Origin of the sequence: Stieleria bergensis (assembly GCA_007745635.1) — a bacterium.
Classification (GTDB): domain Bacteria; phylum Planctomycetota; class Planctomycetia; order Pirellulales; family Pirellulaceae; genus Stieleria; species Stieleria bergensis.
Genome location: CP036272.1, coordinates 1,752,161 through 1,764,249, shown reverse-complemented (window position 1 = coordinate 1,764,249; position 12,089 = coordinate 1,752,161). Strand labels below are relative to the sequence as shown.

10 protein-coding genes and 1 tRNA gene are annotated in these 12,089 nt (G+C 56.1%); 5 read left to right on the top strand and 6 right to left on the bottom strand.

The features are described from left to right. The first annotated feature begins 269 nt into the window (after nt 1-269). Nucleotides 270-2,222 carry a BBP7 family outer membrane beta-barrel protein gene (locus SV7mr_RS05975; RefSeq protein ID WP_145270123.1) on the top strand — a complete coding sequence of 651 codons (1,953 nt, stop codon included), beginning with the start codon at nt 270-272 and terminating at the stop codon, nt 2,220-2,222. A gap of 62 nt (nt 2,223-2,284) precedes the next feature. Here the strand turns inward: SV7mr_RS05975 and SV7mr_RS05970 are convergent, their stop codons facing one another. The 5 genes from SV7mr_RS05970 to tig all read right to left on the bottom strand — a co-directional run bounded on the left by SV7mr_RS05970 (nt 2,285) and on the right by tig (nt 7,862). Further along, on the bottom strand, nt 2,285-2,734 hold the full coding sequence (locus SV7mr_RS05970; RefSeq protein WP_145270121.1) for an FHA domain-containing protein: 450 nt from the start codon (nt 2,732-2,734) through the stop codon (nt 2,285-2,287). 337 nt (nt 2,735-3,071) lie between these two features. After that, the gene (gene thiL, locus SV7mr_RS05965) at nt 3,072-3,989 is read right to left on the bottom strand and encodes a thiamine-phosphate kinase (RefSeq protein WP_145270119.1); all 918 of its coding nucleotides are present in this window, start codon (nt 3,987-3,989) and stop codon (nt 3,072-3,074) included. A gap of 48 nt (nt 3,990-4,037) precedes the next feature. Continuing rightward, nucleotides 4,038-4,340, bottom strand: coding sequence for an acylphosphatase (locus tag SV7mr_RS05960; RefSeq protein WP_145270117.1), 303 nt, complete (start codon nt 4,338-4,340; stop codon nt 4,038-4,040). Between the two features lie 48 nt (nt 4,341-4,388). Then, on the bottom strand, nt 4,389-6,110 hold the full coding sequence (locus tag SV7mr_RS05955) for a SpoIIE family protein phosphatase (protein WP_145270115.1): 1,722 nt from the start codon (nt 6,108-6,110) through the stop codon (nt 4,389-4,391). A gap of 270 nt (nt 6,111-6,380) precedes the next feature. Next, nucleotides 6,381-7,862: a trigger factor gene (gene tig / locus SV7mr_RS05950; RefSeq protein ID WP_145270113.1), complete on the bottom strand. Its 1,482-nt coding sequence runs from the start codon at nt 7,860-7,862 to the stop codon at nt 6,381-6,383. 896 nt (nt 7,863-8,758) lie between these two features. On the opposite strand from tig, the gene SV7mr_RS05945 reads away from it, so the two are divergent. After that, a tRNA-Gly gene (locus SV7mr_RS05945) sits at nt 8,759-8,831 on the top strand. A 163-nt stretch (nt 8,832-8,994) separates the two neighbouring features. Here SV7mr_RS05945 and SV7mr_RS05940 read toward each other — a convergent pair. Continuing rightward, nucleotides 8,995-9,183 (bottom strand): hypothetical protein, encoded by a 189-nt coding sequence (locus SV7mr_RS05940; RefSeq protein WP_145270111.1) that lies wholly within the window; start codon nt 9,181-9,183, stop codon nt 8,995-8,997. Between the two features lie 826 nt (nt 9,184-10,009). On the opposite strand from SV7mr_RS05940, the gene rpsJ reads away from it, so the two are divergent. The 3 genes from rpsJ to rplD all read left to right on the top strand — a co-directional run bounded on the left by rpsJ (nt 10,010) and on the right by rplD (nt 12,081). Then, nucleotides 10,010-10,336: a 30S ribosomal protein S10 gene (rpsJ, locus tag SV7mr_RS05935; RefSeq protein ID WP_145270109.1), complete on the top strand. Its 327-nt coding sequence runs from the start codon at nt 10,010-10,012 to the stop codon at nt 10,334-10,336. A gap of 436 nt (nt 10,337-10,772) precedes the next feature. Beyond that, the gene (gene rplC / locus SV7mr_RS05930) at nt 10,773-11,426 is read left to right on the top strand and encodes a 50S ribosomal protein L3 (RefSeq protein WP_419188451.1); all 654 of its coding nucleotides are present in this window, start codon (nt 10,773-10,775) and stop codon (nt 11,424-11,426) included. A 4-nt stretch (nt 11,427-11,430) separates the two neighbouring features. Further along, nucleotides 11,431-12,081: a 50S ribosomal protein L4 gene (gene rplD, locus SV7mr_RS05925; protein ID WP_145270105.1), complete on the top strand. Its 651-nt coding sequence runs from the start codon at nt 11,431-11,433 to the stop codon at nt 12,079-12,081. Nucleotides 12,082-12,089: the final 8 nt, after the last annotated feature.

Genomic DNA, 12,089 nt, shown 5'->3' with positions numbered 1-12,089 from the left:
GCGATCTGGGGGCGGCGGGAACAGGTTGATGGGGAGCAGGCCCTTCGCAACGCAGCACGTTGAGAAACACAGTGTAATAACGCGATGCAGTTTACCCTCACAAGAAACCGCTGTTGAGGGATTTGGGAACGATTTCACCGTTGAGTTAATCTAGGTCATCTACAGGAACCTTACGCCTGAACCGGAAGGTGTTGCATCTGCGTGCCAATTTGGTCGATCCACATATACGACTGAATCTTGGAATCCCGGTCCGCAAGAGATCACGTAACATGAAGATTAAACTGAGAGGCATTGTTGTAGCTTTTGCCATGCTACCAGCCTCCGCGTTTGGGCAAGAGAGATTGACTGGCGACAACTCGTCAGTTGCTCAAACAGCGTTCACCGGCGATTCATCTGCAGAAGTCGTTGGCGACTTAGCCCTGGAAAGTGTCGGGGATCTAAGTCCACAGTTGCAACTCGCTCCGCTGGACCTGCCACCGATTGCCGGTCCTGCGATCGCCTCGCCTTCGGATAGGATTGCGGCTCAGCCCATGCCTCACGTTGCTGGCGACTTGGCACCCGTGGCAACCGCTGATGGAATTCTGCCGCCGGCACCAGGCCAGCCAATCGCGCCCCCCGCGATCGGCAGTCAATCGGTTGGAGACTTGGGACCGGCATTTAAAGAAATCGTCGCGGGCCAAATCTTGATGCCCGTGTTCCCCGGCACGCCCGATGCGTTAGAACCCAGCGCCACGCCAGGGATCCAAGCCACCGTTGTTGGCGACCTGAAGATCCCTCACGCTGCACCTGAAATCGGACCAGCACCTCGGATCGCCCCCGCTCCCATGCCAACACCGTTGGCCGAGACCAGTGTGGTTGACCTGGACCAAGCATCTCGCGATCGGATCGAAGCCTCGCTGAAAGAGCGTGAAAGCCAACGCTCACAAGCTGCTTCGACGGACAATATGACGGCGGTTGAAATTGACGATCTGGTGACCGGTCCCGAAGTAAACATCGCGACGCTGACTCAAGCAGAGGAAACGGAGGCCGCCGAAGAAGCTGAAGCGGCTTCACCCAGCGACGTCGCAGCTCCACCAGCACCGATTGCCGAAGCAGCGACTGAGCCACCCGTTTCGCCAATCATCGCTTCTAGCGGCGACAAGGGACCTGCCTGTGACGTCAGCTGCGACTCAAGCCGCGCGTTGCTGCCAAACCTGTGCACACGCGAGGGTTGGATTCGCGGCGAGCTGCTGTTTAGCTGGATGAAGGAACGCAACTCACCACCACTGGTCGTTTCAAACGACGTCGGTGCGTTGCCACAAATTGGCGTCGCTGGGGCTCGCAACGAACTCGGTGACCCGCTGGACACGACCTTCTCCACAGGCATCCTGCTGGAATGGGGACGCTACCGCGACGAATGCCACGGTTTCAGCGGTCGATTCCGCTACATCGGCGGCAACGGTGATGGCGTGGTCCTCTCGGGCAACCAGAACCAAGCCGATCGCTCCTACGGTATCCCCTTCCTTGACGGTGGGGCGAACGACGCCGTCATCGTTTCCCAACAAGGGCTCACCTCAGGCACCGTGGATGTGCTGTACAAGTCATCCCTGCTGATGGCCGAAGCGATCAGCCACTATCGCTACCAAGGTGGCAGCAGTGGACAAATCGACTTGACCGCTGGTTACACCTTCGCGGCGTTCAATGACTCGGTCCGCATCCGCACCACGACGACCAACATCAATGACGGAACGCTGCCACGAACCGATCACTCTGATTCCTTCAATGCCAAGAACCGCTTCCACGGCATGCAACTTGGCATGACATCGCTGAAGCACTACCAGAAATGGTCGCTCCGATCGATGGCCAAAGTTCACTTTGGATACAACCAGCAAACGGTTGAGATCAATGGTCAGACAACCGACTTCTTGGCCAACGCTCCGGCCGCGAACTTCAATGCCGGGATCCTGGCAGATGAAAATCAAGGCGTTCTCCAGCGAGACGCATTCACGTGGATGCCCGAACTGGACATCGACCTGGAATACCACTACCGCCGGAACCTGGATCTGACCCTTGGCTACACCTTCCTGTTGCTCGATGATGTCGCCATCGCTGGAGAACACATTGATCCCAACGTTTCGCCAACACCACCTGGTGCGGCCGATGTTGTTCCTGCTGGTTTCCCTCTGCACAGCACCACTCACTGGGTGCAGAGCATTAACATCGGTGCCATCTACCACTACTAGGCACCTGCCGTTTTGGCGCTAGCCACGGCCTGGCACGCGGGAGGCCGCGTCCCACAAACCGGCTAATTTTCTTGGCCGGACCCTGACTGGCCGGACCCCGACTGACCGGGGTACAAATTCACGGCTTTGGTCTCATCTCCGGTGGCTTGGCCGCTGGCCAAGCCCTTGCCGGGACCGGCAGCCTGTCCATCGACTGGCTCCACGGTGGTGTCCAGTTTCAACTGAACCAAACCGATTCGAACTCGCGCGCTGGATTCAATGGGCCCCTGATCGAGCTTGGTGCCATTGACGTAGACTCCGTTCTTGCTGCCTAAATCACGGACGGAGACCTGCCCCTCAGCATCCATGAAAAACTCGCAATGTCGCCGACTGATCGAGGGATGATCAATGCTGATGTCCGCAAAGATTCCCCGCCCAAGCTTGGCGGGCAATTCAACGATCCAAGACTGCAGCTGGCCACCGCTTTCTGGATCCAGCATGACCACTTTACAACGTTCAGATTGAGCATTCATCGATCTGGCTTCCGACACTTGGTTGAATGAAACGCTGCAGCGACCGGTCGTTGCAGGCAACCACCGATGTCAGCAGAAAACGACGAGAGCACCGAAAGAGCAGGGGAAGCCATCGGAATTGCCACCAATGCATCCTCCTCCGGTACCCAAAAGGGCGTCGCCACGTATTGTAATCTTCGAACGCTGGTCGCTGGGGATGGATGCTCGGCGGAGCAGAAAAGTTTCGGCGAATCACAGACCGGCCACCCAGGGATCGCTGCCTTGCTAGAGATCGATGAGTTCGACGCCTGGCACCCATCACGTCTGGCGTCCCATGGAAAAGACCACGGCGACTGGCTCACTGGTCGCCGTGAATGTAACCCTGTGGGGAAAGTCGCACATGTTTGCCGTCTTCCATCATCCACAGCCCCGTCCGACCGATGACTTTGCCGATCGGTGTCAGTGGTGCGGGCAGCTCAGCAGCCGCAAGCAATTGTCCCGCATCGTCCGCCGACAGGGTCAACAGCAGTTCGAAGTCCTCTCCATCGCTCCAGGCATGCTCGAAAGCTCGGCGGCCGGATTGCTCGGCCAAGCGGTCAGCATCAGGGTGAACGGGAATCGCGTCGACTTCCAAGTCCACGCCGACTCCACTGCGAGCACATAACCGATCCAAATCGATCGACAAGGAATCACTCACGTCGATCGCCGCGTTCACGGTGACACCTAGCCGACGAATGGCCAGCGCCAACTCATTGCGTGGCACTGGACGCAAGTGGCGTCCCAAAATGCTACCGCCAAAGGCGCCACTAGCCAGCACGACGTCCCCTTCCTGAGCACCACTGCGCAGCCAAGGCTGACCATCGGGACAGCGTCCCAGTAACGTCACGCTGATCGCCAGAGGACCATCATAGGTGGTCAAGTCACCGCCAGCGATCGCGACTTGGAAAGCATCGGCAGCTTCGAGAATTCCTTCGTAAACCTCACCGGCGATCTGGGTTGCATTTTCCTTGGGCAGCGCCAATGTCACCAGCGCGGATTCCGCTACCGCTCCCATCGCGGCAAGATCACTTAAGTTAATGGCCATCGACTTGTAACCCACATCATGCAGCGACGCGGCGGGCAGCTCAAAGTCAACGCCTGCGATGATTTGATCGGTGCAGGCCACCAGAGGCCCGGGGCCTGGCAGGATGACCGCTGCATCGTCGCCGATCCCAACTTCGACCTGTGGCAATTCACTGGTCCGTCCGCGCAAGTAGGCCAAAAATGACTGTTCCATGGTTTCAGCTCAAATGAAAGATGCAGCGAGATGAGTAAAGCGTCTGTCTTAGGCGATGGAAAATCCGGTCTCACGCTGCAGCGAATCCGTCCAACTCACGTCACAGGTCTCAATAAAACCCGCCGGCCGATTCTGAATGCGGTTGAGCAACTCGACTAACTCCGTTCGTTTGCCGTCGACATCCAGTAACACTGAGCCGCCAGGTTCGTTGCGGACAAAGCCATGCACGTCTAGGTCCCTGGCCGCCAGCAGCGCCGTAACGCGAAAACCAACGCCTTGCACACGCCCATTGAACCGGGCGATCAAACGAACCTGCTTGGCAGGCTGGCGCGGGCGACGAGAAGACTTCATTCCAGCACCTGTTGTTTCTCCAGCACCGAATTTTCCCAGCCCCTATTATCACGCTCGCTGGATAACCACCAAGCACTGATCATCGGTTGCAGGCAGGTCACCGACATGTTTTTTGACGGCGTTGACCACCCGTTGCTTGACGGCGCCGGCTTGGCTGTCCTGTTTTGCCAGCTGGCGAATGGCTTCAATCCCAAAGGGTTCATCCTGAGCATCCATGGCTTCATTGATCCCATCGGTGTACATCAGCATCACATCACCGGGCAGAAAATCCACCGCCACGGCTTGATAATCCGAATCTTCCATGATCGCGATAGGCAGACCGGACTCCTCCTGGCCGGGTTCACAGAGACTGCCATCGGCGCCACGACGAATGATCGGAGCCATGTGCCCTGCGTTGACCAACCACACGTTCGATTCGTTGGGATCCAGCACGACCAACAAGAAGGTGACAAAGCGCGAGAGATCCAACTGGCACATTCGCCGATTCAACTTTGAAACCGCGGTGGCAATGTCGGCTTCCCCAGCCAAACAGTAGCGAGTTTCCGCAGCCAGCTTGGCCATGAACATCGCCGCCGCGATCCCATGCCCAACGACATCGGCAACCACCACGGCGCAGCGATCGCCAGAAAGCTGAATGTAATCGAAATAGTCGCCACCGATGTGATTGGCTGCTTCGTAGTAACTGTCAAGTTCGAAGCCCGAACAGGCCGGAGCCACGCTGGGCAAGAAAGCTTTCTGAACATCGGTCGCCAGCTTAAGGTCTTGTTCGAACTCTCGCTGCAGCATGGCTTGCTCATGCATTCGCGCGTTGTTGATCAAGATACCGGCCTGCGCCGCGACGCCCATCAAGACGTCAATGTCTTCCTGAGAGAACTGCCCGTGCCCCTGAGCAGTATCGATTTGCAGGGCGCCAAAGACATTGCCATCGGCATCACAAAGCGGTGCACAGATCATGCTGCGAATGGAAAAGTCAGCGATCGAATCACTGGTGTTAAAACGAATGTCTTCGGTCGCATCAAGAGAAAGAATCGCTTCACCGGTTTCAATCACGCGGCGAATGATGGTCCGACTGATGCGCACCGTTTGCGTTTCGTCACTGGGGCGGCGCGTTTTGATCCAACGCGTGACCAACTGCCCCTCGTTATCCATGACGATAAAGCCACGATCGGCTGACGGAAAGATCGTAAACAAACTCTCAATGATCGATGGAAAGATCTCATCGAGCGCCAAGCTATTGCGCAAATGATGATTGATTTGCAGCAGTGCACTGAGCTTCGCTTCGGCGGTCGCCGTCATCTTCAAGTTGCCATCTTCGGCACGCGTGTAGCTCACCCCCGAAGAAAACGCCTTGGAGGCTTTACTGGGCTCTTCGTCAACCATGACGACACCAAAACAGCTTCCGCTAAAGGTCAGCTGAGACTCATCGGTCACCAAGCCCAGGCCGTCGGCAAACGTAAACTCAATGTCGCCAATCCGAATCCGATCGCCACTGCGAAGCAGTTGCTGCTTGACCAGGAGACCATTGAGAAAGGTGCCATTGCGGCTATTGAGATCAACCAATTCATAGTCATTGCCAGCGCGTACAATCTTGGCGTGATAACGGCTTACCGCGCTGGCTTCGACGACGATCTGACACTCGGGGTGACGTCCCAGTTTGGTTTCAGCTTCGACAAGCTCCAAGCGACGGTCACCACCGACGACGATATCAGCAGCCGCATCAACGTCGCTGCGTCGTGCAGCACTAGTAGAATGTGTCGACAAAAACGCCATGGTGTTTACCATCAGGAGTCACAGGAAACAGGGCGTCACCGAATGGCGAACAGGCCGACGCGCTGAGATGGTCCCTATCGTAACCCATGCAGCCCGAGAAGAAAGCCAGCCGAAAAGCGAATCGCCTGAGTGGAGGCAAAGACGCCGGTCCACGCCAACGCTGGCAGTGGACGCAAAACAGCGAACTGGAAAACCCTGTGAATGCCCACTTCCGTTGGCGCATGAAAAAAGCGGCCGTGAAGCCGCTTTCCCCAGGTCAATGGACTGCGATCACTCGCCAGTCTTGGCGTCAGCCCCAACGGGCTTGTTGTCTTCGTACTTGGCTTCAGGAATGTCGCTTTCCTCGTTTGCCTTCAAGATGCTCTGGGGAATCGCGAACAGGGCGTTGGGGTCTTGCCCCTCTTCCACAGCGGCTTCCGTCTCGGTGACTTCGCCATTTTCGACGACCAAGTCGATCACCTTGCGTTCCACAATTTGGTTTCGCAAGCTATCCATTTGACCAGTCTTTTCTAGACGGGCGCGGACGCGACGTGCGCTTTCACCGGACTGCTCAGCGATCAATTCGATTTCCGAATCGTAATCCGCTGGCTCCGCATCAACTTTCTCATCTTCAGCGATCTGCTCCAAGATGAAGTGCTCACGCAGTGCAGACTCGGTGGTCGCACGAACGTTTTGACGCATTGAGTTCAAGAATGAATTGATGGAATCAACGGGGAAGCCACTGCGTTGCAGCTCCAACGACTTACGATTCAGTTCACGCTGAGTTTGGCTTTGGACCAAGCCACTTGGCAGATCAAAGCTAACGGATTCCGAAAGCAGGTTAGCAACCGACTGACGAACAGCTTGCTGAGTGCGATAGTCGGCTTGACGCTCAAGCGAATTACGAATGAACGATTTCAGTTCGTCCTCTGCCTCAAAGCCACCCAATTCATCCAACACTTCGTCAGTCAAATCGAGGTCTTCAAGTTTCGCGACTTCCACGACATGGACGTTGACATCCACGACCTGAGCGTCTTCTTCGCTGTCCTCTTGGAACAGTTCAACGCTGACTTGAATGTCGTCACCTTCTTTGGCGCCAACGACCTTCTCACCAAACTCTTTGCAATTGCCGTCTGCAAAGCTCAGCGCCTCAGCCAAGGTCACTTGCTCTTCTTCAATCTGGCCAACTTCCTTGCCGTCCTGCGTGAAGGTGAAGTTCACCGTCAGGCGATCGCCGAGGGCAGCAGGATCGTCCGTGGCTTGGAAAGAAAGCCGATCGCGGAAGATTCGCAACAGCGCTTCGTCGACTTTCTCGTCGGTGATTTCTTCCACTGGCTTTTCAAGCTTCATGCCTTTCCAGTTCGGTGTGTCGAACTCTGGACGCACTTCGATCTTGAACTGAAAGACAAAGGCTCCCTCACCTGGTTCAGGAATGGAGTTGTAGTCGAAATCGGGCTCGCTGATCGCCGAGAACTCTTCGCTATCAGTCACCGATGCCAGGCTGTCCATCAACAGCTGACCCTTGACCTGCTCGGCAACGCGATCCTTGAATTGCTTTTCAACCAAACGGCGAGGAGCACGCCCATCACGGAAACCAGGCACTTGAGCATCTGGAACCAACTTGTCGTATGCTTCCTTCAAGTAACGCTTGACTTCGCTTTCGGGGACAGTCACAACGACTTCGCGAACGCAGGCCTCAGGACTTTGCACCTGAACGTCCAATTGAAGAGGCGTTTGCTCGGTGTTTTCTGAAGTTTCAATGGACGATGACATCCTAAGAGACACCTTTGAAAAACTGGTAGAGGGGAATGTTCTTTGATTCACTCACGCTGCAGCCCACGGTGCCGCAACAAATCATCGCTGCGAATGCAAATGACAACACTCTGGAGTCATCGCATCCGCACAATCTCACAATGGACAGCCTCACATCTGATCACGACCGCAGCGGACCGCGTTTGATCTCATTTGCAATGACCGTATTGGCACGCTGCGCTTCGATGCTGTTTACCTTGCCCAATCGTGCTGTGCAAAACTGCGACAGTATTGATCAGCCACAGTACTTACCAGCCGAACGAATCATCGGCCGAACTGCATGATCAACCACACTGTGTCGCTAACAGAAGCGTTCACCGATCGAGCGTCAGCCTCAACCGCCGGTCAATGAGCAGTCGTTCAAGACCACAAAACATCAACGATCGATGGCCTCTCATCGGCATCACGCATGCCAGAAACCGACTTGACATCAATGCCCAGGGTTTCAACCAAACCGGTAATCTAGCGTGCATCGCTCCGAATCGACAAGCCGATTCCCCGATTTTTACGCGTCCATTTACTCATCCACTCCCTGGCCATGACGTCTCACAGCAGCCGACTCACCCGCCCAGCGCTGAGGGACTTCCAGCACAGCACGAAGGAATTCACACAACGGCGTCCCATTCACCAATGCACCCCGTTCACCAACGGCGCCCCATTCACCAATGCGCACCCGTTGACCAAGAACACACCGAAGTGGACCGAGCCGTTCGATTCACCCGACCGGCAGCGCCACCCAACACGCCTCTGGCGAAACCGATCCGAAGCAGGGCAAAATTCCAAAACAATTTTCTACACATTTGCCCCGCAGGCCTTGCCGAGATCAATTTTCAGTGCATAATGCCGCCGCACACGATGCGGCTGTAGCTCAGTTGGCAGAGCATCACGTTGCCAACGTGATTGTCGTGGGTTCGAATCCCATCAGCCGCTCTTTCGCTTCCACTAGCGAAGCATCGACACAGAAGGCACGCCCATCCAGGCGTGCCTTTTTTCGTGCGCTCTCCAAACAGACTCGTCCCCCAGCCAACCGCGGCGAGCCAGCCCCAACCGCCACAAAGCGGACTCCCACTGGCTGGAATTCACTGGCTGGAGCTCACAGATCAGCCTTTTCCCGGCCGAGACTGTCATAGCGATTGAAGGCAAAATACAAGAACGGCACCGGCAGACAGACCACCAAGAGATAGAAAAACCAGCCCAGCACAGCGCCCATCGCGACACTGAGAGCCAGAAAGACACACCAGACGATCCAGGTATCACGCCACAGACCCAGAATTTGATTCACGACAACCACTCCGCTACACACGCGCTGAACAACCTCACCCGACACCCCGCCCGACAAGGCTAACTATAGGCTGCTGAACCAGAACACCAAGCGACTGCGGCACGAAGCCCCAGACGCTGAAACCCAGACCCTGAAATTCAACCCCAAAACAAACACCCCTGCAATCCAACTGCGGCCAAACACCCAAGACCTCAGGCCGCCCAAACAAGCCTCCGCACCGGAAAACTTGACCACCGAACCCGATAACACAAAGACACAACGCGAACCCTGCCAACCGGCCGCCACGACACAGGCTCAAGCGGAAACCACCGCACTGCAACCGAGCACAAAGCAGCAACCGAGCACTCGGCCCGGAACTCTGCGCACGACGCAGATCAACACACCGCGAGAGAAGGGAAGGGCATCACAGAGAAGCACATCACGTGCCGGAACACGACAAACACAGCCCACCAGATCAATGAAAGCCGCCATCCTGGGGACACAAGTGCTCCGCTGGAACCGGCAACCGCCGCCGAAATCCCATCCCCTTGCCGCAAAACACCCAACTGACCGCGAAACGCACAATCTTTTTTGAACATTTCAAGAAGAGCCGTTGACGACAAGACGGAACGCCCCTAAATTCTCGCCCTCGCAACTGGCGTCCTGCGTGTGAAAGCACTTAACGATGACGACCAGGGGCCACCTAGCTTCGCTAGCCAGCAGGGACTCTCCAAAGAACCTGCTTAACGCTTCACACCAAGCTTCACCCGGAAGCAAGGCAAAGCAGGCAAGCAAGCAAAGCGGTCAGTACCAAGCTTCATCACTCAAGATACCTGGAAGTAAGAACGTGTCAGCCGGAGCCCACGAAGTCATTCGTATCCGTATGGAAGCATACGACCACTCTGTGCTTGACCAGAGCGCCCAGGAGATCGTTGACACTGTGAAGCGAACGCACAGCGAAGTGCACGGGCCCATCCCGTTGCCAACTCGCATTGAGCGTTACACGGTACTGAGCAGTCCCTTTGTGAATAAGAAAGCTCGTCAGCAATACGAGATCCGAACTCACAAGCGACTGATCGACATCGTCCAAGCAACTGCAAAGACGATCGAAGCGCTGAACAAGCTAAGTCTGCCAGCTGGTGTAGACATCAAGATCAAGGCTTCGGCAAGATAGTTCTTGCAGACGCCATTCGGCTCAAGTCATTGGCTTGGGCTGGAGAAAGAAACAAAGTCCCGGCAGCGATCGCCTGAGCACACGTGTTCATCTGATCAACTTCCTGCCTGGCGAACGACGACTCGAAATTAGCGACTCTCCCAAAAGTCAACGCGGTCAGTAGCCGCGAACGACGCGTGGCCCTCACGGGCCAGCTAGAGAAATCACTCTGGCGGACCAGTCGCCGGCAAAAGTCAAACAACAGGTCCGGTATTCCGTATGCACGGAAGCCGTCCCGATAACCCGCGTTAGCCTGCCTTGTCATTCATGACACCGCAAGCGACCTGTGGTTCGGGCCGGTGAGTTCAAAACCCTAGACGATACAAGCGATGAAGCGCCACGGCGAACCCGTGGTGATAGAGCTATGTCACCATCAATCCTCGGTCGCAAGATCGGCATGACTCAGATTTACCTGGAAGACGGCACCGTCGCTCCGGTAACCGTAGTGCAAGCCGGCCCGTGCAACGTGCTTCAGATTCGCAGTATGGAACGAGACGGCTACGAAGCTGTCCAGTTGGGTTTTGAAGATAAACCGCGACGTCTCGCCAGCCGCGCCGAACGCGGCCAAGTTGCCAAGCTCGATAGCAAGCGAGCCAAAGCGCAAGCTGCAGCCGGCGTTGAGCTCGTTGAAAAAGCTGATTGCGAACCGCAACGCTTCATTAAAGAGTTCCGCGGCGCAAGCGACTTGGCAGTTGGCAACCAAGTCACCGTCGATGTCTTCGAAGGCGTCACTCGCGTTGACGTCACCGGCACCAGCAAGGGCCGTGGCTTCGCCGGTGTCATGAAACGACACAACTTCTCTGGACAACGCGCCTCGCACGGTGTGAAGAAAGTCCACCGGCACGCTGGCGGTACTGGTTGCAGTGCTTCGCCAAGTCGTGTCTTCAAAGGACGCCGCATGGCGGGCCAGTACGGCAACGTCCAGGTCACAACACGAAACTTGGAACTGGTCAAGGCGATCGCAGAGGACAACCTACTGCTGATCCGCGGCTCGGTCCCAGGCCCCAACGGCGGTCTGATTTCAATCCGTCAAACGAACAAGGTGGGTTAGTCCAATGGCGACGCTATCGATCGTTAACGAATCCGGCGCTGAAGTCGGCAAATACGAAATTGACTCCGAAGCCATCGCTGACCGCATCAGCAAGCAATTGCTACACGATGCTGTTGTCATGTACCAGGCCAACGCCCGTCAGGGTAGCCACAGTGCAAAGTCACGCGGCCAGGTCAGCGGAACAAACAAAAAGCTTTACCGCCAGAAGGGCACAGGTAACGCTCGTGCCGGTAGCAAACGCACCAACGTTCGCCGCGGTGGTGGTGTTGCTCGCACGATCAAGCCACGTGATTACAGCTACCGCTTGCCAAAGAAGGCGTTGCGTTTGGCCACTCGCATGGCGATCCGCAGCAAGATCGACGACGGCGAAATGGTTGTAATCGACAGCCTGTCGTTTGACGCTCCCAAGACATCGAAGATGGCCGGCATCTTGAAGGCTTGTGGCTTGAACGCCACCACGACCTTGATCGCCACCGATGGCACTGATGTCAACGTTTACAAAAGTGGTCGCAACTTACCGGGTGTCGCTGTTCAGCCAGTGCGTCAGTTGAACGCAATCTCTGTTCTTCGCCCCAACCGCATGCTGATCACCAAAGACGCTTTGGACAAAATTAAAGACGGTTCGTTCTCTGTTTCCGAAGAGACCGAAGCCTAAGTCTTTGC

What these genes read in the sequence shown, in the direction of transcription:
- SV7mr_RS05975 (WP_145270123.1), top strand. Translation starts at nt 270, where the DNA reads ATGAAGATTAAACTGAGAGGCATTGTTGTAGCTTTTGCCATGCTACCA.
- SV7mr_RS05970 (WP_145270121.1), bottom strand. Translation starts at nt 2,734, where the DNA reads ATGAATGCTCAATCTGAACGTTGTAAAGTGGTCATGCTGGATCCAGAA.
- thiL (WP_145270119.1), bottom strand. Translation starts at nt 3,989, where the DNA reads ATGGAACAGTCATTTTTGGCCTACTTGCGCGGACGGACCAGTGAATTG.
- SV7mr_RS05960 (WP_145270117.1), bottom strand. Translation starts at nt 4,340, where the DNA reads ATGAAGTCTTCTCGTCGCCCGCGCCAGCCTGCCAAGCAGGTTCGTTTG.
- SV7mr_RS05955 (WP_145270115.1), bottom strand. Translation starts at nt 6,110, where the DNA reads ATGGCGTTTTTGTCGACACATTCTACTAGTGCTGCACGACGCAGCGAC.
- tig (WP_145270113.1), bottom strand. Translation starts at nt 7,862, where the DNA reads ATGTCATCGTCCATTGAAACTTCAGAAAACACCGAGCAAACGCCTCTT.
- rplC (WP_419188451.1), top strand. Translation starts at nt 10,773, where the DNA reads ATGACTCAGATTTACCTGGAAGACGGCACCGTCGCTCCGGTAACCGTA.
- rplD (WP_145270105.1), top strand. Translation starts at nt 11,431, where the DNA reads ATGGCGACGCTATCGATCGTTAACGAATCCGGCGCTGAAGTCGGCAAA.